Origin of the sequence: Bradyrhizobium sp. 40, assembly GCF_023100925.1 — a bacterium.
In the GTDB taxonomy this organism is placed as follows: domain Bacteria; phylum Pseudomonadota; class Alphaproteobacteria; order Rhizobiales; family Xanthobacteraceae; genus Bradyrhizobium.
Genome location: NZ_CP064688.1, coordinates 4,040,396 through 4,061,195 on the forward strand (window position 1 = coordinate 4,040,396; position 20,800 = coordinate 4,061,195).

General features: G+C 63.3%; 23 protein-coding genes and 1 pseudogene. 8 read left to right on the forward strand and 16 right to left on the reverse strand.

The window, feature by feature from the left end:
• Window positions 1–384: 384 nt before the first annotated feature.
• Complete coding sequence (locus IVB40_RS19665; protein ID WP_247816055.1) at window positions 385–1,164, forward strand: outer membrane beta-barrel protein; 780 nt, start codon at window positions 385–387, stop codon at window positions 1,162–1,164.
• 162 nt (window positions 1,165–1,326) lie between these two features.
• Here the strand turns inward: IVB40_RS19665 and IVB40_RS19670 are convergent, their stop codons facing one another.
• Entirely contained in the window at window positions 1,327–2,223 is an 897-nt protein-coding gene (locus IVB40_RS19670) for a DMT family transporter (RefSeq protein WP_247816056.1), read from the reverse strand.
• A gap of 776 nt (window positions 2,224–2,999) precedes the next feature.
• Between IVB40_RS19670 and IVB40_RS19675 the strand changes: the two genes are divergently transcribed.
• Window positions 3,000–6,767: a vitamin B12-dependent ribonucleotide reductase gene (locus IVB40_RS19675; protein ID WP_247816057.1), complete on the forward strand. Its 3,768-nt coding sequence runs from the start codon at window positions 3,000–3,002 to the stop codon at window positions 6,765–6,767.
• Between the two features lie 763 nt (window positions 6,768–7,530).
• Window positions 7,531–8,046 carry a ParB N-terminal domain-containing protein gene (locus IVB40_RS19680; RefSeq protein WP_247816058.1) on the forward strand — a complete coding sequence of 172 codons (516 nt, stop codon included), beginning with the start codon at window positions 7,531–7,533 and terminating at the stop codon, window positions 8,044–8,046.
• A gap of 191 nt (window positions 8,047–8,237) precedes the next feature.
• On the opposite strand, the pseudogene IVB40_RS19685 reads toward IVB40_RS19680, so the two are convergent.
• Window positions 8,238–8,800, reverse strand: a pseudogene (locus tag IVB40_RS19685) (type 1 glutamine amidotransferase domain-containing protein).
• Window positions 8,801–8,907: 107 nt separating this feature from the next.
• Window positions 8,908–9,204, reverse strand: a complete 297-nt coding sequence (locus IVB40_RS19690) for an HdeA/HdeB family chaperone (RefSeq protein ID WP_245287862.1) — start codon at window positions 9,202–9,204, stop codon at window positions 8,908–8,910.
• A gap of 220 nt (window positions 9,205–9,424) precedes the next feature.
• Between IVB40_RS19690 and IVB40_RS19695 the strand changes: the two genes are divergently transcribed.
• Window positions 9,425–10,492: a hypothetical protein gene (locus tag IVB40_RS19695; RefSeq protein WP_247816059.1), complete on the forward strand. Its 1,068-nt coding sequence runs from the start codon at window positions 9,425–9,427 to the stop codon at window positions 10,490–10,492.
• Window positions 10,493–10,566: 74 nt separating this feature from the next.
• Here IVB40_RS19695 and IVB40_RS19700 read toward each other — a convergent pair whose 3' ends face one another.
• The 4 genes from IVB40_RS19700 to IVB40_RS19715 all read right to left on the reverse strand — a co-directional run bounded on the left by IVB40_RS19700 (window position 10,567) and on the right by IVB40_RS19715 (window position 12,691).
• The gene (locus IVB40_RS19700; RefSeq protein ID WP_247286257.1) at window positions 10,567–10,794 is read right to left on the reverse strand and encodes a hypothetical protein; all 228 of its coding nucleotides are present in this window, start codon (window positions 10,792–10,794) and stop codon (window positions 10,567–10,569) included.
• Between the two features lie 138 nt (window positions 10,795–10,932).
• Window positions 10,933–11,151 (reverse strand): hypothetical protein, encoded by a 219-nt coding sequence (locus IVB40_RS19705; protein WP_247286259.1) that lies wholly within the window; start codon window positions 11,149–11,151, stop codon window positions 10,933–10,935.
• The gene (locus IVB40_RS19710) at window positions 11,145–11,363 is read right to left on the reverse strand and encodes a hypothetical protein (RefSeq protein ID WP_247286260.1); all 219 of its coding nucleotides are present in this window, start codon (window positions 11,361–11,363) and stop codon (window positions 11,145–11,147) included. The genes IVB40_RS19705 and IVB40_RS19710 overlap by 7 nt, the downstream gene beginning before the upstream one ends.
• A 320-nt stretch (window positions 11,364–11,683) precedes the next feature.
• A complete protein-coding gene (locus IVB40_RS19715) occupies window positions 11,684–12,691 on the reverse strand; it encodes an acyl-CoA desaturase (protein WP_247816060.1) in 1,008 nt (335 codons plus the stop codon).
• A gap of 205 nt (window positions 12,692–12,896) precedes the next feature.
• On the opposite strand from IVB40_RS19715, the gene IVB40_RS19720 reads away from it, so the two are divergent.
• Entirely contained in the window at window positions 12,897–13,694 is a 798-nt protein-coding gene (locus IVB40_RS19720) for a lytic transglycosylase domain-containing protein (protein ID WP_247816061.1), read from the forward strand.
• A 12-nt stretch (window positions 13,695–13,706) separates the two neighbouring features.
• Here IVB40_RS19720 and IVB40_RS19725 read toward each other — a convergent pair whose 3' ends face one another.
• The 4 genes from IVB40_RS19725 to IVB40_RS19740 all read right to left on the reverse strand — a co-directional run bounded on the left by IVB40_RS19725 (window position 13,707) and on the right by IVB40_RS19740 (window position 15,976).
• Complete coding sequence (locus IVB40_RS19725; RefSeq protein WP_247816062.1) at window positions 13,707–14,111, reverse strand: hypothetical protein; 405 nt, start codon at window positions 14,109–14,111, stop codon at window positions 13,707–13,709.
• Entirely contained in the window at window positions 14,108–14,449 is a 342-nt protein-coding gene (locus IVB40_RS19730; protein ID WP_247816063.1) for a (2Fe-2S) ferredoxin domain-containing protein, read from the reverse strand. Before IVB40_RS19730 ends, IVB40_RS19725 begins: the two co-directional genes overlap by 4 nt.
• Before the next feature lie 88 nt (window positions 14,450–14,537).
• Window positions 14,538–15,191: a cell envelope biogenesis protein TolA gene (locus IVB40_RS19735; RefSeq protein WP_247286265.1), complete on the reverse strand. Its 654-nt coding sequence runs from the start codon at window positions 15,189–15,191 to the stop codon at window positions 14,538–14,540.
• A 248-nt stretch (window positions 15,192–15,439) separates the two neighbouring features.
• Window positions 15,440–15,976 (reverse strand): helix-turn-helix domain-containing protein, encoded by a 537-nt coding sequence (locus IVB40_RS19740; RefSeq protein WP_027569794.1) that lies wholly within the window; start codon window positions 15,974–15,976, stop codon window positions 15,440–15,442.
• Between the two features lie 200 nt (window positions 15,977–16,176).
• Between IVB40_RS19740 and IVB40_RS19745 the strand changes: the two genes are divergently transcribed.
• A complete protein-coding gene (locus IVB40_RS19745; protein WP_027569793.1) occupies window positions 16,177–16,527 on the forward strand; it encodes a zinc ribbon domain-containing protein YjdM in 351 nt (116 codons plus the stop codon).
• Between the two features lie 157 nt (window positions 16,528–16,684).
• On the forward strand, window positions 16,685–16,870 hold the full coding sequence (locus IVB40_RS19750; protein ID WP_035962695.1) for a hypothetical protein: 186 nt from the start codon (window positions 16,685–16,687) through the stop codon (window positions 16,868–16,870).
• 22 nt (window positions 16,871–16,892) lie between these two features.
• Here IVB40_RS19750 and IVB40_RS19755 read toward each other — a convergent pair whose 3' ends face one another.
• The 5 genes from IVB40_RS19755 to IVB40_RS19775 all read right to left on the reverse strand — a co-directional run bounded on the left by IVB40_RS19755 (window position 16,893) and on the right by IVB40_RS19775 (window position 19,160).
• Window positions 16,893–17,813, reverse strand: a complete 921-nt coding sequence (locus tag IVB40_RS19755; protein WP_247461805.1) for a DMT family transporter — start codon at window positions 17,811–17,813, stop codon at window positions 16,893–16,895.
• A 90-nt stretch (window positions 17,814–17,903) separates the two neighbouring features.
• Window positions 17,904–18,050 carry a hypothetical protein gene (locus IVB40_RS19760; RefSeq protein WP_247816064.1) on the reverse strand — a complete coding sequence of 49 codons (147 nt, stop codon included), beginning with the start codon at window positions 18,048–18,050 and terminating at the stop codon, window positions 17,904–17,906.
• 246 nt (window positions 18,051–18,296) lie between these two features.
• Entirely contained in the window at window positions 18,297–18,551 is a 255-nt protein-coding gene (locus IVB40_RS19765) for a hypothetical protein (RefSeq protein WP_247816065.1), read from the reverse strand.
• Between the two features lie 171 nt (window positions 18,552–18,722).
• Complete coding sequence (locus IVB40_RS19770; protein WP_247286273.1) at window positions 18,723–18,926, reverse strand: hypothetical protein; 204 nt, start codon at window positions 18,924–18,926, stop codon at window positions 18,723–18,725.
• A gap of 63 nt (window positions 18,927–18,989) precedes the next feature.
• Window positions 18,990–19,160, reverse strand: a complete 171-nt coding sequence (locus IVB40_RS19775) for a Flp family type IVb pilin (protein WP_007609602.1) — start codon at window positions 19,158–19,160, stop codon at window positions 18,990–18,992.
• 333 nt (window positions 19,161–19,493) lie between these two features.
• Here IVB40_RS19775 and IVB40_RS19780 point away from each other — a divergent pair, with 333 nt between their 5' ends.
• The gene (locus IVB40_RS19780; protein ID WP_247816066.1) at window positions 19,494–20,798 is read left to right on the forward strand and encodes a hypothetical protein; all 1,305 of its coding nucleotides are present in this window, start codon (window positions 19,494–19,496) and stop codon (window positions 20,796–20,798) included.
• Window positions 20,799–20,800: the final 2 nt, after the last annotated feature.

Genomic DNA, 20,800 nt, shown 5'->3' on the forward strand with positions numbered 1-20,800 from the left:
TTCGCGTCTCGATCGCACCGGTTCCTCGGCCAGGTAGACGAACCCCAGGAAAAACCCGACTGAGCTGCAGCTGAACGTCAGCCACGCTGCCCAGTGCAGTCCGGTTCGATTTTGCGGATCACTCCACGCAATGACATCTGACACCTCGGCTTTTGTGCGTACACCAAGGTCGTCGTTCCTTCCTGCCCCGGCGGTAGCCCGTCAACAACATAGACTTCTGCAATTGGCCCCATAGCCGACTTGTCACTCTTCGCACATTCCGCAGTGTTTCGATGCCTACCAATCGCCGCGACAACAGGCGAGTGTGGCTTTCCGGGGACAGTAATTTGCCAGAATAGCGCTACTTTCGGGCCACGATTTCGGATGCGCCATGGGAGAGTGGACATGAAAAAGATCGTGATCTCTATCGCCGCTATAGCAGCATTCACCGGATCAGCTATCGCCGCAGATATGGCTCCTCGTTATGCGAAGGCTCCACCCCCCGCACCTGTCACGGTCTATAACTGGACGGGTTGCTATGTTGGCGGCAACGTCGGCGGTGGTTGGGCCCGGACTGATCAAACCCGAGTGTCGCGACTCGGTGTACTGTTTCCGGCGGACTATGGTTCTAGCGATAACAGCCAGGTCATTGGCGGCGGTCAGATCGGATGCGATTACCAATTTGCTGGAAATTGGGTGGTCGGTATCCAAGGCATGTACGATTATGCTCGCATCGGCAGCTCGCACGCTTTGCCAGCGTTCCCGACCTTTACCTCCGTTAACGAGACCAAAGACGTTTGGACTGTCACGGGCCGCGTCGGCTATTTATTCGTTCCGCAGCTGCTTGGCTATATCAAGGGCGGTGGCGCTTGGACCCAGCAGGACAATATCGTCGTGCAGCCCAGCGGAGCTCTTTCCGAAACGGCTCTGGGTGTGAACCGTTCTGGTTGGACAGTGGGTGGCGGTCTCGAGTGGATGTTCGCTCCGGGCTGGTCGGCTTTTGCCGAGTACAATTATATGGACTTCGGCCGTCGAGACGTTCAGCACATCTCGGCCGTTACCGGCAGTGGCTTCGTGGCGGGACTTCCCTCCGAAGTCATCTCGACTCGGCTGGAGGTATCTACCGCGACGGTCGGCGTAAACTACAAGTTCAACTTCGGCGGTCCGGTCGTCGCCAGGTACTGATCCTTAAGAGCACTGCGAAAGCCCCGGCATCCTCCGGGGCTTTTTTGTGTGCTCAGCATGTCGCCGATCGGCCCATCGGCGACCTCGGAGACCTTCCGCTCGCCGGCGGATGTTGGCGGTAAGCCGGACATCCGCCGGCCAGTCGCTTCCTGAGTACACGCCCTACCGCGTCGCCAGCACCACCGCCGCCAGCGTGAAGATCAGTGCCGCGATCTGCCCTGCCCCCAGCGGCTCGCCGAGCGCAATCGCTGACGCCACCACGCCGATGACAGGCACCGCCATGGTGCCGATCGCGGCGACGGAGGCCGGCAGGCGCGCCAGGGCCGCGAACCAGCTGACATAGGCGATGCAGAACTGCACCACGGTCGAATAGACCAGGAGCCACCAGCCGACCGGCGTCACCAGTTCCAGATGCGTGGTCTCGACGGCAAGGCCGATGATCGTGATCGGCAGGCAGCCGATCCCGATCTGCCAGGCCGCGGCGGTGATCGGCGGCAGACGGATCGGGTACCTCTTCGAAAACACGGTGCCCGCGGCGAAGCCGATCGCGCCACACAGCGCCATGATGATGCCCGGCAGCTTGTCCGCGGTGGCGGCAAAGCCGTTGCCGCCCATGATCGAGGCGAGGCCAGCAAAGGCCATCACCAGCGCGATGGTGCGCAACAAGGTCGGCCGCTCGCCGAGCACCGGCCAGGCGATCAGCGAGGCCCAGACCGGCATGGTGTAGGCGATCAGCGCCGCTTCGCTCGCCGGCAGCCACAGCAGCGCCAGACCCATCAGCACCATCCAGCCGGTGACATTGAGGGCCGCGGCGGTCACGAGCCGCGGCCAGATCTCGCGCGGGACCCTGAGGCTGTCAGCGCGGATCAGCGCCAGCGCCGCCAGCAGCACCGCGCCAAGCACGCCGGTGACCCCGCGCAAGGTCAGCGGCGGCAGCTCGGAGAGCAGGAATTTCGTCACCGGCCAGTTGAAGCCCCAGCCCACCGAGGTGATGGCGAGGAACATCAGGCCGGCCGGGGCGATGCGCGGTCGCAGCACCGGCCGAGTCGAATCAAGCATGTGGGTAGTCCGGCAAAATTTGACGGAGCTTGGCGCGGATTCGCCCCTCCCACCACCACCCCGGCGGGCATGCCTGCCCTCACCTTCCGTAGCCCTACGTGAGTCCCCCGGAGGCAAGCCCGCCATTCAAAAATATACCTGCCCTGTGAACAGCGGGGTGAAGCCTCCGTGGCACCACAAGATGCAAATTTTTTCGGTTGGGAATCCCTGAGGACTCACTGATACTTGGCTCAACAACAGGCGTGGGCTTGCCCCCTGTTATCCCCCGCAATCCACCATATTTAGTATTTGATTCAGGAACTCGCACTAGTTCTTGACGGGCGTAACGGAGAGTCCTAGTTTTCGATCCGTTCGGCGCGAGTGTGTTTGCGTCCCGCCGGCACTCCCCCAAAGGGTCTGCAAAACAGCACTCCGCCAAGCCAGACAAGGGCAGCGGGATACGGGCTTGTCTGCCCGGCGAGAGCGGACTTTTCGGGCGCCTGAACGGGCTGGAAACAGGCCCGGATGGCAATGGTTGAAGACGTGCAGTGGTTGAAGACTTGATGTGTGGGGCGTTGAACGCATGTCGGGCTCATCCCTTTGGGGCGGATGGGTCTGGACGTGCCGGCGGATGATCGGTGCGCGCATCGAGCAATCGCGTCGGGAGAAAACGGGCCGGGTCTACCGGCTGAACTGCGATGCCAAGGGCCAGGCGGCCTCGAGCACCGCGAAATGAAATGATGACCCGGCACGCCTGAACGGAGGCGGTTCGGTCAAAGATAGGACGGGGCAAGACCATGCGGATTGAGCGGCGCCACACCACTTCGGGACAGTCACCTTACGCCGGCATCGATTTCCGGCTGACCACGTCGGAGATCAGGAATCCCGACGGCTCTGTCGTGTTCAAGCTCGAGAACGTCGAGGTGCCGACCGCGTGGTCGCAGGTCGCCTCCGACGTCCTGGCCCAGAAGTACTTCCGCAAGGCCGGCGTTGCCGCGCGTCTGAAGAAGGTCGAGGAAGAGTCCGTTCCCTCCTTCCTGTGGCGCTCCGTGCCCGACACTGAGGCGCTCGCCCTCCTGCCCGAGAAAGAGCGCTATGTCAGCGAGCTCTCGGCCAAGCAGGTGTTCGACCGTCTCGCCGGCTGCTGGACCTATTGGGGCTGGAAGGGCAATTACTTCTCCTCCGACGAAGACGCCCAGACCTTCTACGACGAGCTCCGCTACATGCTGACCATGCAGATGGTCGCGCCGAACTCGCCGCAATGGTTCAACACCGGGCTTCATTGGGCCTATGGCATCGACGGCCCCGGCCAGGGCCATTATTACGTCGACCCCTTCACCGGCAAGCTGACCCGCTCGAAATCCTCCTACGAGCATCCGCAGCCGCACGCCTGCTTCATCCAGGGCGTCGGTGACGACCTCGTCAACGAGGGCGGCATCATGGACCTCTGGGTCCGCGAAGCCCGCCTGTTCAAATATGGCTCCGGCACCGGCTCCAACTTCTCGCGGCTGCGCGGCGAAGGCGAACGCCTCTCCGGCGGCGGCCGCTCGTCCGGCCTGATGAGTTTCCTCAAGATCGGCGACCGCGCCGCGGGCGCGATCAAGTCGGGCGGCACCACGCGCCGCGCGGCCAAGATGGTCGTCGTCGACGTCGATCACCCCGACATCGAGACCTATATCGACTGGAAGGTGAAGGAGGAGCAGAAGGTCGCGGCTCTCGTCACCGGATCCAAGATCAACCAGAAGCACCTCAAGGCCGTGCTCAAGGCCTGTGTCAATTGCGAAGGCTCGGGCGACGATTGCTTCGATCCCGAGAAGAACCCGGCGCTCCGCCGCGAGATCAAGCTGGCCCGTCGCTCGCTCGTGCCCGACAATTACATCAAGCGTGTCATCCAGTTCGCCAAGCAAGGCTACAAGGACATCCAGTTCGACGTCTACGACACCGATTGGGATTCGGAAGCCTATCTCACGGTTTCGGGCCAGAACTCCAACAACTCGGTCTCGCTCAAGGACGACTTCCTGCGCGCGGTCGAGACCGACGGCGACTGGAATCTCGTCGGACGCACCACCAAGAAGATCACCAAGACCCTGAAGGCGCGCGACCTCTGGGAAAAAATCGGCTACGCCGCCTGGGCGTCGGCCGACCCGGGCCTGCACTTCAACACCACCATGAACGACTGGCACACCTGCAAGGCGTCCGGCGACATCCGCGCCTCCAATCCGTGCTCGGAATACATGTTCCTGGACGACACGGCGTGCAATCTCGCCTCCGCGAATCTGCTGACGTTCTACGACATCCCCTCCAAGCGCTTCGACGTCGAGGGCTACGAGCACCTCTGCCGGCTCTGGACCATCGTGCTCGAAATCTCGGTGATGATGGCGCAGTTCCCGTCGAAGTCGATCGCCGAGCTCTCCTATGAGTTCCGAACGCTCGGCCTCGGCTACGCCAATATCGGCGGCCTGCTGATGACCATGGGTCTGTCTTATGACTCCAAGGAAGGCCGCGCCATCGCCGGCGCGCTGACCGCGATCATGACCGGCATCACCTACAAGACCTCGGCCGAGATGGCGTCCGAGCTCGGCACCTTCCCCGGCTACAAGAAGAACGCCGCGCACATGCTGCGCGTGATCCGCAACCACCGCCGCGCTGCCCATGGCCAGTCCAACGGCTACGAGGCGCTGAGCGTCAATCCGGTGCCGATGGACCTGGTGTCCTGCCCGCAGACCGACCTCGTCACCCATGCGCAAGCGGCCTGGGATGCGGCGCTCGAGCTCGGCGAGAAGCACGGCTATCGCAACGCCCAGACCACGGTGATCGCGCCGACCGGCACGATCGGCCTGGTCATGGATTGCGACACCACCGGCATCGAGCCTGATTTCGCGCTGGTGAAATTCAAGAAGCTCGCCGGCGGCGGCTACTTCAAGATCATCAACCGCGCGGTCCCCGCAGCGCTGCGCGCGCTCGGCTATCGCGAGAGCGAGATCGCGGAGATCGAGGCCTACGCCGTCGGCCATGGCTCGCTCTCCAACGCGCCCGGCATCAACGCCTCGACGCTGAAGGCCAAGGGCTTCACCGATGAAGCCATCGCCAAAGTCGAGAAGGCGCTGCCGACCGCGTTCGACATCAAGTTCGCCTTCAACAAATGGACCTTCGGCGAAGACTTCATCCGCGACCAGCTCGGCATCGGCGCCGAGGCGATCGCGGCCCCCGGCTTCGACCTGCTCCAGGCCGTCGGCTTCACCAAGCGCGAGATCGAGGCGGCCAACGTCCACATCTGCGGCGCGATGACGGTGGAAGGTGCCCCGCACCTCAAGGCCGAGCACTACCCGGTGTTCGACTGCGCCAACCCTTGCGGCAAGGTCGGCAAGCGCTATCTGTCGGTCGAGAGCCACATCCGCATGATGTCGGCGGCGCAGCCCTTCATCTCGGGTGCGATCTCCAAGACCATCAACATGCCGAACGACGCGACGGTAGAGGACTGCAAGTCCGCCTACATGCTGTCGTGGAAGCTGGCACTGAAGGCCAACGCGCTCTACCGCGACGGCTCCAAGCTGTCCCAGCCGCTCAACTCGCAGCTCATCAGCGACGATGAGGACGAGGACGATGCGATCGAGCATCTCTACGACAAGCCGATGGCGGCACGCACCGCCCAGGTCTCGGAAAAGATCGTCGAGAAGCTGGTCGAGCGCATCATCGTGATGCGCGAGCGCGAGAAGATGCCGGATCGCCGCAAGGGCTACACCCAGAAGGCGGTCGTCGGCGGCCACAAGGTGTACCTGCGCACCGGCGAGTATGACGACGGCCGCATCGGCGAGATCTTCATCGACATGCACAAGGAAGGCGCCGCACTTCGCTCCTTCATCAACAACTTCGCCATCGCGGTCTCGCTGGGCCTCCAGTACGGCGTGCCGCTCGACGAATATGTCGACGCCTTCACCTTCACCCGCTTCGAGCCGGCGGGTCCCGTGCAAGGCAACGACAGCATCAAGTACGCGACCTCGATCCTCGACTACGTCTTCCGCGAGCTGGCGGTGAGCTATCTCAGCCGCTTCGACCTCGCCCATGTCGATCCCAGCGAGACCGGGTTCGACGTGCTCGGCAAGGGCGTCGAGGAAGGCAAGGAGCCTGACGATCACGGCCAGCGCGCCTCCAAGCTGGTGTCGCGCGGCCTCACCCGCTCCCGCACCGACAACCTGGTTGTCATGCGCGGCGGCTCGACCGCGGTCGCGCAAGGCAACGACAGCGCACCATCAGGCGGCAGCAAGGTCACCTCGCTCGCCTCGCACGGTGCGTCAGGCCGCGCCGGCGACGTCCTGGAAGGCGCGGTCGCGCTGAAGCAGGAAGTCCAGCACGACCTCTCGCCCACCGAGAAGCTGGAGGCCCTGCAGTGGAGCAAGTCCGGCACCGCGCAGACCATGGTGCCCTCCAAGGCCGAACGCCGCGCGGAAGCGAAGGCAAAAGGTTACGAAGGCGAGATGTGCGGCGAGTGCGGCAACTTCACGCTGGTGCGGAATGGCACGTGTATGAAGTGCGATACTTGCGGCAGCACGACGGGGTGTTCGTAAGTTTTCGACACGACGTAAAGGGATAGGCGCACAGAACTGCGGCCCCAAACGAAATTGCCTTCGCAAAGCAGCCATTCGAATGGATAAGTCGCATCCCGAGACCCGACCCGCCGCTAAAGTCTGGTAGATTCGAGCTTCCAGAGATATAGCGGCGCCCCTCGGGGCGGCTCGGGGCTACCGATGACGATTCTAGAACGTCAGAGGTGGGCCGATGAACCCGTGAACGACGGCTTATTCGTTCGATGGGACGTGAGACGCAACCCTAACGGATTGCGCCGGCGTGATCCGAGGGCTTCCAATGCGAAAACCTCAGATCATCATCGAAGTCAGGGTGAATGTTGCGCTGTGCCTCTTCGGAGTCGCAGCGATCATCAAAGCCCTGATGTAAAGATAGGGGCAGAAGTCCATACGTGGACTTCTGCTTCTTTATTTTGAGCTTCTTTTGACATCTGACGGGCGAAGCGACACTTACGCTGTCGCAAAGAAGGCGATCAGCTTCGCAAGCGGCACTATCTGCCCCAACGGCTGCGGGTTCAGGTCGTTAAAGCTGACACGGCTTTCAGATTCTAACCCGCAGTATGTGTTGAGCCTGCGAAACCCATCAATCTAAATTCCGAGCCTTGGTGACTGCGCTCCGATCACGCACGCCGTTCCCACAATCCAGCATTATCTCCGAATCGCCTTTGCGGTAGAGCCCTTCCCTCCTAAACTCCCGACACACCGGCATGGGTTCCGACGGGCCCGGTAGAAGCGGAGTCGAGTTATGCCCAAATCGGAAAGCTTCCCGATCGAGAAGATCTTCGTTCCCACGAAGCAGAAGAAAGCGATCAAGCCCGAGATCGTCGGGGAGATCGCGGAAAGTATGCTGGACATTGGACAACAGACCCCGATTTCCCTTCGGCTCGACGGAGACCGCCTCGTTCTGGTCGAGGGACTGCATCGGCTCGAAGCCTGCAAGGCGCTCGGCGAGACGACTATTCTCGGTGTCCTGGTCCCGGCCGAGGTTGCTCAGCACAAGCCGCAGCTCGCCGAACGCCCCGAAGTCGAGGCAGAGCGCCTCAAGATGGCGCGATTGAAGCAGCTGCGTCTCGAGAAGGAAGCCGCAGAGGCATCGACGACTGCCTTGAGGAGCGTCCACGCAACGGATGCGCCGCGCACCCGTTCGACCAAAGGCACCCGCGACAATCCGAAGGCCTTACCGGCCCGGACCGAGAAATCCAGACCGAAAACATTGTCGGACTGGATCACGCAGCAAAAGGGCAGCGGCAGCCGCTATTGATCGCCGGCTCCAGAATTCTGGCGCGTAAGGTGGGTTAGCGAAGCGTAACCCACCTCTTTTGTTTTCTCCGGCGAGTCGTGGGGGGTTACGCCTTCGGCTAACCCACCCTACGAGCCAATTTCATTTCGATAGCGCCACGTGAACCGGGGTTGGATGGCATCTCCACGCGCACCGTCACCGCAACCGCCCCCTTACGCCGCGTTGCTGCGCTGGGTGTGGCGGCCTTCCTTCACCTCTTCGATGATCTTGGCGCTGAAGGCCTTGAGGTCACCGGGATTGCGCGAGGTGATGATGCCCTGGTCGACGACGACCTCGGAATCCTCCCACTTCGCCCCGGCATTGGCGATGTCGGTCTTGATCGATTTGTAGGACGTCATCCTGCGGCCCTTCGAGATGCCGGTCTCAACCAGCAGCCAGGGCGCATGGCAGACCGCGGCAACGACCTTCTTGGCATCGAAGACGCTCTTGATGAAGGCCAGCGCCTTGGGCTCGACGCGCAGGAGATCAGGATTGATCTGGCCGCCGGGCAACACCAGCGCGTCATAATCGCCGGCCTTGGCCTGATCGAGGGTCTTGTCGACCTTGACGGGGCGGCCCCAGTCCTTCTCGTCCCAGCCCTTGATCTCGCCGGGCTGCAGCGAAATGATCTCGACGGTCGCTCCGGCCGCCTTGAGGGTATCACGCGGCACTTCGAGCTCCGATTGCTCGAAGCCGTTGGTCGAAGAATCGCAATCTTTTTCCCGGACAGTTCCATCCGTGTCTCCGTTGATCGTGGGGTGATGCTCATCAATCGAATGATTTTGCATTTGGTTCCCAAGCCCAACATTACGGTAAGAGCTCGTCGGGTGGACGAGCGAGGCGCTACTTCGTATTGGCCTCGACCGCATCCAGCAGCGGCATCTCGCGATGCGACTCGCAGAAGCGCGAGAGCTTGTTGCCGTTCTTGTTCAGCGCTTGCGTGTCCACAACGGGATTGTTGCGGCGGCCGGCGTAGAACCCGGCGAGCCAGACGTTCACGGTCTGCATGTGGGTAATGCGCTGGGTGATGTACTGGTCGCAGCTGATCTTGGAAACATCGACCAGCACCTGGGCCTTGGCCGGCACGGCCAGCAGCAGGGCGGCGAAGGCACCAAGGACGATCACTCTTGTCTGAACCATGTTTTCCTTCCGATGAATGCCTGCACGCTGGAGGCGGTCGGGCGCTGCCTGCTTGATCCAGATCAAGGGGCGCCACGTTGCATACCCCGCGCCCGGTCCCACCCCGGGCCCGCCATAATTTCTCCTTCGCACGCGCGTTGTGTGGGACAGCGGCGGGACTTATCGTTCCGATTGAACTGCCGCACTCCCATTGACGCCCGACTGGATCGAGAGCGCATCGGTGCCCGAGACGAACGACCCCAAACCTGACGACCACAAGGCAGACGCGCCCAAGCCGGACGCCGCCAAGCCTGATGCCCCCAAGCCGGACGTGGGGCGCGCCGATGGCGGGCTGGCGCGGGCCTACGACCGGATCAAGAGCGCGGAGCAAGACCTTGCGCGGCTGGACCGGCTGGTTTCCGGAATGGAACACAGCAGCGAAGGCCCGCGGGTCTCGCGAGTAAGCGCTGGTGTGGAAGCTGTCGAGACTCCCAAGGACAAGGCTCCCGAGGACAAGACCCCCAAGGCCGCGGCGCCGGCGCCGGATAGCAGGGTTCGTAATCAAGGCCTGATGGGAGATCGCCCCATGCTGCGCGCTCTGATCGGCCTCGTGCTGGCAATCGGCATTCTCGGTGTCGCCTTCGCTTCGCAATATCGCGATGAGGCCAGGTCGATCAGCAGGTCGATCATGGCGCGATGGGCTCCGCCGGTCGCGAAGGCGCCTCCGCAAGCCTCCGCTGTCGAAAGTCCGGCGCCACCGCGGGCCGTGCAACTGGCTGCCGCGGATGAGCCCGGCACGGTGCCAGCGCCGCCGGTCGCCAAGGACACGGAGAGCGCTGCAGGATTTGACGCTTCAAGACCCGACGCCTCGAGATCCGACGCCTCAAGAACCGGCGCCACAACGCCTGACTCGTCGTCGTCTGATCTCGCGCAATCGCTCAAGACCATCAGCAGCGAGCTCGCGAACATCAACGGAAAGCTCGAGCAACTGAAAAGCCGCAGCGAGCAGACGCTGCGCGAGCAGGCCGACACCATTCAGCAGCTCAAGGCGGCGCAGGAGAAGGATGCGGCGGCCAATGCGCGCCTCGCCGCACAGGTCCAGACGCTGCAAAAGGAGCTGACGACTTCACCTCCATCCGCGCCTGCATCCACGAAACCCGCCCCGCGCAGCATGATCAACAACGATGCCGCTGCGCCTGCACGGCCGCACGCGCAAGCGGCCGCACCTCGGCGGCCCAGGCCGTCGCGAGGGCCCTGGATGCCCCCGCCCTATATGGTCGATCCCTATTACGGCGATCCGGATTGGTGAGCCCGCTGGGCGAATGAGCCGACTTTACGGAGCCGCCGATCGAAGGCGGCCCCGGATGTTGAGTCGGTTTGCGTTTAGCGCCAGCCGCGATGACGGCCCCTGCTCCAGCCATAGTGATGACCGTGGCCGCCACGTCCCATGTGACCGTGGCCGTGTCCATGACCGCCGCGCGCGAGAATCACCGGACTGTCGGAGCCAGCGACCAGCGTCTCCGCCGCAACCCGGGGCATGGCAGAAGCGGATAGTGTCGACATTGCCGCGATTGCGCACGCGGCAACGCCGATCAACAAATGACGTATCATGTTGGGGATTCTCCAGGAGCCGCGTGATCGCGGCTGCAGATGTGAATGCTTCCGCGGCCCCAGAGTTCCATCGAAGCATCAGGGCGCGGCAATCAACGCGAGCATTTCTGCGCCGGCACGCAAGCTAGCGGACCGGCATCAGTCACGGGGCGAGATCTGAAGCTCCATCAACGCCATGCGCTCCAGGACAGCGGGGTCTCGCTCGCCCTCCTTCGCCGTGCGAAGGATTGTTTCCGCGATCGACCGGACATGCGCAGAGCTGACCGGGGCCGGCAGTGACGCCACCGCCGTGTCCAGCGCGGTCTTCATGACGCCGATGGTTTCAGGCGTAAAAGATGCATTCGAAAAGTCTAACATGCTGAATCCGATCTGGAGGTCATCACGAGCGTCGCTTGGTTCGAATGGCTGCTGATATGCGCGATCCGGTCGACCAGGGCCGCTAGATGTCGCGGCAATGGGTCGTGCTCGCCGCCAAGCTTGATCCGCAGGCGGTCGCCTATTTCATTGCAGATCGCCAGGCTGGAGCCGCGGTCGATCTGAATGGCATTGCGAACATCGGGGCTGTTCATGAAGGTTTCCGGTTGATACGCACGGAGGACGCTTCGCGCCGAGCCGCTCTCACGAGGCGACTGCGGTCTTGTTCAGGCGAGGATCGGAGGTTCGATCTCGCTACGCTCGGGGATCACAGGCTCAACGGCTCCCTTGGGCCAGAGTTCCCTCCGAACACAACTTATGTTTGGATTTCACCGATGGCGTCCAAGCCAACGCGGGATAGATGCGGTTTTGGCCCGCGCCTCACGCACGTGGGATGGGTAGAGCACTTGCGAAACCCATCGCGTCATAATGGCAATTGATGGGCTTCGCTTCCGCTTGACCCATCCTACCTGCTTCAGACCATCGCTTCGGTATCTGCCACTGGACGCTTTCCGTCCTCCGAGTCTCCAGAGCGAACAGCCCTGCTTCCCGCCGCGAAAATGTCGTGCACCAATCCGAGCTTCCCCAGCCCGAGAATGATCAGGCCGTTGATGTCGATCTCGTACCAGGCGTGCGAAATGTAGGCGTCGCGCGGAAACCGGTGATGGTTGTTGTGGAGGCCTTCACCGAAGGTGAGGATCGTGGTCACGAACTCGTTGGTGGTGCCGTCGTCGAGATCGAAGCGGCGGTAGCCGTAGCGGCCGTCGCTGTGGCAGACCGAATTGACCATCGAGGTGGCCATGGTCATGAGGTAGCTGCGGAACAGGCCGGAGAACAGGATGCAGCCGGTCATCGTGTGCACGCCGCCGAAGGCGTAGCCGATCGCGCCCGGAATGATCACCGCCGAGAGCGCGTACCAGTACCAGCGTGTCCTGGTGAAGAACATCGCGATCGGATCGGCCAGGATATCCTTGGCGTAGTATCCGGCATCGGTGGTGGCCTGGTCCCACACCCAGCCGCCTTGCGCATGCATCATCCCCTTGGCGAAGGTGACATAGGGGTTGCCGTCGCCGTCATAGTAAGGGCTGTGGACGTCGCCGGGCTTGTCGGAGTGAAGATGATGCCGGCGATGATTGCTCACCCATTTCAGGATCGAGCCCTGCACCGCCATCGTGGCGATGGCCGCGAACAGCGTCCGCATCACCGGACCGCAGCGGAAGCTGCGGTGGACGAAGTAGCGATGCATGAAGCCGATCCCGACCGTGGACAGCGCGAACGTGCCGGCGAAGACCGAAACCTCCACCCAGCCGACGCCTTGCCAGAACGCCCAGACCAGCGCCGCGATCGAACCGCCGATCATGATGACGAAGGAGATGTAGGAGTCGCGAAACTTGGCCTCGACCACCGGCCCTTCGACCAGCACGCCCGGCGGCATTTTCCGCTCCGCGCCTTCCGCCGACACCACGCTTTCGATTGCGGTCATTCCGGCCGATCCATTCACACAAAATTAACCCTGTTGCGCCGCACAGTACAACCTCGGGTTATTTCCATCAAGGATGCGAACTGCCGTGGGAGTACGGACCGGCGGCTTGAAAGGACGCGACCAGAGCGAAAAGAAGCCGGATTTCAAGGCCTGGTGGCAGCGTTAACCAGGTGCAAAGCCTCCGCAATGCACTCCCAGAAGACCGATGCCAGGACGAAGCAAGCCCCTCCTCTCTCGCCTTTGCAAGCTCAGGCGACGCGCACGATGGATGCGAAAGACCTTCGCGCGCGCACCGCGGATGGTCCGGATCGCGGGTGGCGTGGCGATGCTGCTGGCGGCCGTCGTGCTCGTGAACATCGCCTATCAAACCATGCGCAAGCCGACCGAGCTGTTCGTCCTTGTCGGCCACGCGCTCGACAAGGATCCACCGGAGACCTGGCGGCAATACGGGCCGCTATTCCGCAAGCATGCCACCGCGACGATCACGCCCGAATTGCTGGCCGCGCTGGCGCAGGTCGAGACATCGGGCAATCCGCTCGCGCGCACCTACTGGCGCTGGCGATGGAGTTTTCATCCGCTCGCGATCTACCGGCCCGCCTCCAGCGCCGTCGGCCTCTTCCAGATGCTGGACGCAGCCTATGCCGACGCCGCGCGGTTCTGCGTTCGTGGCAACGCGGTCACGGAGGCCGGCTGCGGCTCTCCCTTCCTCTATATCCGCGCGATCCCGAGCCACGCCATCGAACTCGCATCGGTGTATCTGGACCGTAATGTCGCCGATGTTCTCGCCCGCGCGGGCGATGTAAAGGCGAGCGCGCGCGAGAGACAGGATCTCGCCGCCTTCATCCATCTCTGCGGCGCCGGCCCCGCCACGGCCTATGCGCGCCGCAAGTTCCAGATGAGCGCCGACGAGCGCTGCGGCGATCACCTCGTCGCGAGCTATGTCGCCAGGGTCAACGCGATGAAGCGGCAGTTTGTGCGGCTTGCGGCGGATGACGGCGGTTAGGAACGTCGCCCTTCACCACCAATACGGCCACCGCCAGCCCTCGTAGCGGACATACGACGACACCAGCGGCGGGCCATAGGGATCGACCCGGTCGTCTTCAGGGCGGTAACGATAGCGTGGAACGATATTGTAATCCCACGGCGTCGGCCGGAGCACCGGAACATCCACCCTCAGCCGTTGTTCATCCACCACTCGGGCCTTCCGCACCCGGGCTTCGGCATCCGATATCCCGAAATTACACAGCACCAGGGCGGTTCCGAGCGCACACGCGACAGTCATGATCTTCATGCGTTGGTCTCCTTGCCGCCAGAGTGCAAAAGGACGCCAGGCAAGGCAAGCGAATTTGCGATCAAGCTTTGCCGGAATGACCGACGCCGGCCGCTCCGCCGTTTCGGCGCAGCGCAGACCGACCATCATGCGCCGGGCTTGCCATCCAACAGCGCGAGCGCTCGCGGCACCTGATCGCGGTCCGCAACCAGCACATATTCCTGCCGCGCCAGGCTGGCGCCGCTCGCGATCACGATCGATTGCTTCGGGCACAGGCCGAAGCATCCGGTCACGATCAGCTTGGCCGGCTTGGTGCCGTCGCGCTTGTTCGCCTTCAGTTCGGATTTCAGCGCACGCCTGACGTCGCGGCCGTCGTCGCTGCGCTTGAGGCACTTGCGGCAAACCAGGACAGGCGCCGCGCGGCGCGAGCGCACGATCATCGGGCTTTTGGAATTGACGCTTTTAGAAATCGACGGCTTTTCAGACATGGCAACCTATGTGGGACATCAGTCCATATAGGCATGGAACCGCGACCTCGCCGCCAAGGACGACGACGCGGCGCGCATGGCCGGGCATTTACTCCCGCGCGCGACGCACAGCCTCCGCCAGCTTCATCCTCTGCTTGTCCCACCGGCTCTGCTCCGCCTCGGCGCGTTCGTCGAGTGCAGCGCGCTCGGCTTCAATCGCCTCCGCCCGCGATTCGTGCTCCCGCTTTGCCTCGTCCAGCGCCGCCTGCGCGCTCGCAACCGCCTTGTCGCGGCGCGCGCGCTCCTTGGCGCGAGCGGCCTCCTCCTTGCGGCGCTCGGCTTCCCGCCGCCGCTCTTCCTTCTCGAACGCCGCGGCGGCCTTGCGCGCCTGTTGATCGTCGATCTTGCGGGCTGGTTGCTTTGCAGCCTTTAACGGACGCTTTTCCGGCTTGGACTTTACTTTGGACTTGGCCTTGCGCTTCGGCGTGGCCTCGTCGTCAGCGAGATCGGTCGGCAACTCGGAATGCTCGGTGAACGCCCCGTCCGACCCCACCGGACGCCGGAGCACCACGCCCGGCTTCTCCATCGTCGCCGCGACGATGTCGGGATCGTCGGTCTCCTTCGCGGCGCCCTGATGAAACAGATTGGACCTGGCGCCCCAGGCGTCCAGCGCCGCCTTCATCGAGGGCGCGGCGATCGCCTGGTCGTAGAAGCCGAGCGAGGTCTGGTAGGTCTTCAGTTTTCTTTTTGGTGTCTTCGGCATGTCGCTCCGCAGCTGGCGAGCCACCAGCTTCCAGCGGCGCCATCATGCCATACTGCCCCTGTTTTGCCCGACGAGTCAAATTCGATTCGGTATCGCCGAAGTCGGTGCGAGGCCCGTAGCCCGCTGCGCTCCATCCGTGCTACGGCTCAACACCACCGTTTTTTCGGATTTTCAACACACTGAAATCCCTCGGGATTTCTACTGTGCATGGGGTTGTTTTCGACGTTCTTATTTTGACGGGGTGCTGACTACGCCGCGTCGACGTCCTCGGGCGCCGGCCCTGCGACGAGCCCGTCGAGACCGACCATCAGCAGATCGGCGATGTGCATCAGCTGGTACAGCGGAATGTCCGCCAGGCCCTGCTCGGCCAGCGAGACGAAGGCCGGCGTGGCGCCGATGAGTTCGGCGAGCTGGCCTTGCGTGTAGCCGCGTTTTTCGCGCGCAGCCCTGAGGCGCGCACCGATGCCGAGCCGGTGGCGGGACTGCTCGTCCGCGGTCATCATCACGGCCTGCTCGTCCGCGCTCGCATAGCCGTCCGCGAATGCGCTGCCGATCAGCCGGCCCTTGCGCCAGGCGACGCGGCAGTCCTTGCGCAGTCCGCTGCTGAAGACCAGCGTGAACTGCTCGGCGACCCAGAGCGAGGCGTTGAGGCCAAGGCGCGCGCCGGTGCCCGAGACATCGCGGATCGTGCAGGGCGCGCTGATGATCTTGCCGGTACCGTTGTCGAATTCGACAATGCCGGTGCGCAGCGTGTGATGTCTGACTGCGGCGCGATGCTCGCTCATGACCAGAACACTCCCTTCCGCCGCGACGTCGAACCGGCGCAGCCACAAATTCCGGACCTCGATACCGCAGAATTTTTCCCGAACTCCTAAGTTTCCAGGGGTTCGACCAGGACTGAAAGCCATGGTAAAGGATTTGCTCCCAATCCATCTTTTCCGGCGGAAAGCGTGCGGCGCGCCCGTGACGGGCGACGAGGCAAACGATGACCGACGCGATGAAATGTCCGACCTGCAACTCCGAGCACGCCTATCAGGATCGCGGCCTCTGGGTCTGCCCGGAATGCGGCCATGAATGGAGCGGCACGGCGGAGGCCGCCGCGGACGCCGCGCAGGAGGCCGGCGTGCGCGATGCCAACGGCAATGCGCTCACTGATGGCGACAGCGTCATCGTGATGAAGGATCTCAAGGTCAAGGGCTCCTCCTCCGTCGTCAAGGGCGGCACCAAGGTCCGCAACATCCGCCTGCAGGACGCCACCGACGGCCACAACATCGCCTGCAAGATTGACGGCATCGGCGCGATGAATTTGAAATCGGAGTTCGTGAGGAAGGCGTAAGCCGAGGCAGGCCGCATGTCGCAATGTTCAGAAGTGGACATACGTTGCTGCGCCGGACCGCTACCCATGAGCCGACATCCGTACGAACAAGACTTGGGAGGCCGCTCTGCGAGGACCGCCAACAAGCGACGCGACCAAACCAAACTCGACCGATGACATGTTCGACAATCTGAGCGATCAGGCCGTCTTGCGATTGTACGAAAACATCCGGCATCAGGTTGTCGCCGACAAGGCTCTCGGAGGCAGGTATCGGCTGCTCGGCAAATCCGCCAGCGAGCGCGCCGAGCGGCTCGGGCGGGAGCTGACCGGCCGCGGCGTCAAGTTCACCACCATCGAATGGTAAGCGCCGTGCGGAGGCTTGCGGTCTATTGCTGCCTCTGCGCCAGATAGAATCCGCACAGCACCGTCACCAATCCCGCCGTCTGCAATAGTGTCGGCGGCTCGCCGAGCAGGAGCCAGCCGGTGAGCACCGTCAGCGCCGGCACGCAGGCGGGGACAACGGCGGCGCGGGCAACGCCGAGGCGTTGGACCGAGACGGCGAACAGATAAAGCGCAGCCGGACCCGCAAGCACGCCCTGCGCCAGCGCCTGGATGGCGTTCTCACCGACACCGATCGCCGCGATCCGCGCGAGGCCGCCGGTCATGAGGTAGATGGGCAGCAGCAGCAGCGACAGCACGTTGATGACGAGCGCAGCCGACACGGCGGAGACCCGCCAGTGGCGCACCAGCGCGCCGAAACCTGCGAACATCAATCCGGTCAGCACGAAGGTGAGATCGCCCAGCACGCCATCGACGCCGATATGACCGATCGATTCCGCGCCGATCACGCCGAGCCCGGCGACGATGACGAGGGCGCCAGCGATGCGCGACGCGGAGACATGCTCTTTCAGAAACAAGGCCGCGAGCAGCAGGCCGCCGAGCGTCGCGCAGGAGGGCTGGATCACGCTGCCATGGCCGAGCGGCACGAACAGAAAACCGGTGTAGGAGATCAGCGACATCACGGGGCCGCCGAGCACCATCAGCGCAAGGCCCCTGCCCCAGCCGATGCCGCAGAGATCGGAGATTCCGCCGCGTATCACCAGCGGCAGGAACGCGATGCCGGACCAGACATAGCGATGCACCAGCAGATCGACCGGCGTGAAGCCGACCTTGAGCCCGTGCCGCGTGCCGGCAAAGCCGAGCGCCCAGAACACCGCCGCGGCAAGGCCGCAGAGCACGCCGACAAGCGCCGGCGCCTGATCGTTCTTTTGAGTGAGAGCGTCAGCGCCGCTCGTCCGCTGATCCATGGGACAAAGCGGTACGCCGACAGAGGCCATGGCTCAACCCATGTGCCTGCAAGGCTGGCACGCAAGCGAGAGACGCCAGCGCGCCTTCTCTCAGAAAAACCCGGGGCTGAGATCGAGCCCATAGGTCAGGCTCAGCACGAACACGAACAGCGCGGCAGCTGCGAACAAGGCGAGATGCTCGAGAATGAACGCGCGCGGCGAGACGCTTGCAACAACGGCTTTCTGTGCAACAGGCATGACTACTCCATTATGAAAATGATTCTTGGCTGCTCAATAAGCGGCGCCCGCATCAAGCGCCGTGATCTGCAAAGCAACTATTAAAGAGATCACACTCGCTTTGAACGGCCGTACACAACCGCACGTGATCATGACTCGCTGCGCCAAAAAAAGACCGCGCTCCCGAAAGGGAACGCGGTCCAGGCAGGCTCGAAGAAAACGAGCCTGCATCACGTTGGCTCGATGTTGGCTTGTGGCGTCCCCAGATCAGCGGGCGCTGCCCGTCGTGACATCAGCCGTCTTCACCTTGCGCGGCGACAGAACGCGGGTCTGGTGGACCGAAGCGACAGTAGTGGGCGCCGAGGCCTGCTGCTCGACATGCGCTGCACCGAGCACGCGCACCTGCATCGGGGAGACCGGAAAGCCGTTGGCCTCATAAGTCGGCAGCTCGGCGGCGAAAGCCGCGGTGCTGCCCGCGATCATCAGAATGGCGGCGGCGATCGACAGAGTCTTCTTGTTCATGGGTGATGCTCCTGATGGAAGGTTCGGAGCACATCTAAGCTCATTTTGCTGCGTTGCGACATGCGTTGCTGCATTGCAACAACGCGCCCGGTGCATAGCAATATGTTTAATGCGCACAAGGCTTTGGCCGAATCACCGCCGACCACGACATGACACTTTTATGAGCGGCGGTCAGCCGCCGAGCACGTGTCCCCAGCCGTCGAAGACGTAGGTCTTCCAGATCACGGTTCCGTCCTGTCCCGGCTGGCTGGCACGCCTGAAATCGTCAGCCTGCTCAGCGGTCCACGTGATGATCGTATCGGAGAGCTGGTCGTGCAGGATGGCGGGCTCGGTGGGGTCGAAGGCGTCCATGGGACGAAGCGATGAATGCGTCATGGCCGCCCAACGCGCCAACCAGCCCAAGGTTGCGGCGAAGCGCCGGGCGCCGCGCCACACAGCTCATTTCAACGCCGTCGCCAGCGATTGCAGCTTTGCGACGAGGTTGGTGCCGAGGGCGTAGATGATCTCGATGATCGCGAGCGCGATGCCGGCTGCGATTAGGCCGTATTCGATCGCGGTAGCGCCGGATTCATCGGCAGCGAATTCGGCCCATTTGCATTTCAGTTTCATGTGCGTGTCCTTCCCAACTCTGCCGGAATCGCCGACGCGGGAGACTTGCACAGCCACAATCCAAGATTGAGTAAATTCAGTCGCCTCAAATTGATGACAATGAATGCCGCATTTCCGGGCCCTTTCGACTACGGCACCCTGAAACCACAATGGAACCCGCGTTGCCCGCGCGCAACACCCGCTCGAAAAGCCCCATTTCGCCGAATTGCGCCATTGCGCCGCCACACCGTCCTCCGAACAATCGACGCGTAGCGTGCCTTTTCGTGCAAGACTGTCTGGTCAAGACTGTTCGGAGAAGACGAGGTTCGACAGAACCGTTTGGAGGCAGGGATCATGAATGATCGGCGGTCTCTTCTGGTGGCGGTCTCCTGCCCCTCGGCGGTTCTCGCCGGCTGGCTGGCGCTCTCATTGTCCGCCTATGCCCCTGCCCTCATCGAGAACAGCGGCGCGAATGCTTCCGCCGTCTCGCGCGCGAAGGATCTCAGCCGGCTTGACCTCGCCGACATCCCGCACGCTGCGGCCATCGAGGACGGCGTCGCCCTGACCGCCGACATCGCGGCCGCCGTCGCTGCGACACCGTCGATCGTAACCACTGAAACGGCAGCGCCCGAGGCGCCAGCTCCGGCCATCAAGCTCGCCTCGGCCGACCCGGTGCTGATCTTGCCGACCGAAGCGCCGCTCGCGCCGCAGATTTCGCCTGAGCCGACACCAGTCGCCAGCGAGGTTGCTCCGGCGCCGGAGCCCGTGATTAAGCTCGCCTCGGCCGATCCCACCGAGATCGTGACGACGGACGCGCTGTCGCCCGCGACGATCGTAACCGGCCCCGCGCCCGCGGCGAGCAAGGCCTCGCCGTCCGCGGACACGACCGCGGTCCTCGACGAATGCTACGTCATGGAGGCCTGCATCGACCGTTATCTCTGGGCGCTCTACCAGCGCACGCCCAAGGAAGATTCCGTCAAAGTCGAGGATCGCCGCGCTGTCACCGTCAAGCGCAAGGGCAAGATGGTGACCGTGATGCGCAGCTTCACGAAACTGGTCGACGAGGACTTTGGCTGGAAGGATCCGAAGGCGGCCGACCGCGCCGGCATGTCGATGATGGACTACGTCATCGGCGGCATGGACAAGAGTTTCAAGAAAAAGCTGTTTCGCACGTTGCTCGCGGCTGAGGCTGCCGGGCTTTCGCCTGGTATCACCAGCGCGTTTCGGGACGACTATCGCCAGTCGATCGCGAGTGGCCTGAAGGCTGCATCGGACCGCTCCTATCACGGCGGCAGCACGCGCGGCGGCTACGGCCACGGCATGGCGGCCGACATCGTCAGCACCAAGGGCGACAACCGCGCGCAACGCTGGGTCTCGACCGAGGTGCTGTGGAAGTGGGTCGATGCCAATGGCAAGGCGCTCGGTATCGGCCGACCCTATCTCGGCCGCGATCCGCCGCATGTCGGCCCGGTCGACGGTTCGGAATATGTCTCGCGCCGAGGCACGTCGGACCGTAAGGAAGCCAGCGTCAAGCCGAGGAAGGCGCGGGCCGTGGCAAGCGCAAAGCCGCCAAAGGCGAAGGCACAGGCGACGCGCGAGCAGAAGGTTCCGGCAAAGCCGCAGAAATCAGCGCAATCGGCCGCGAAACGCGCGACCTGAGT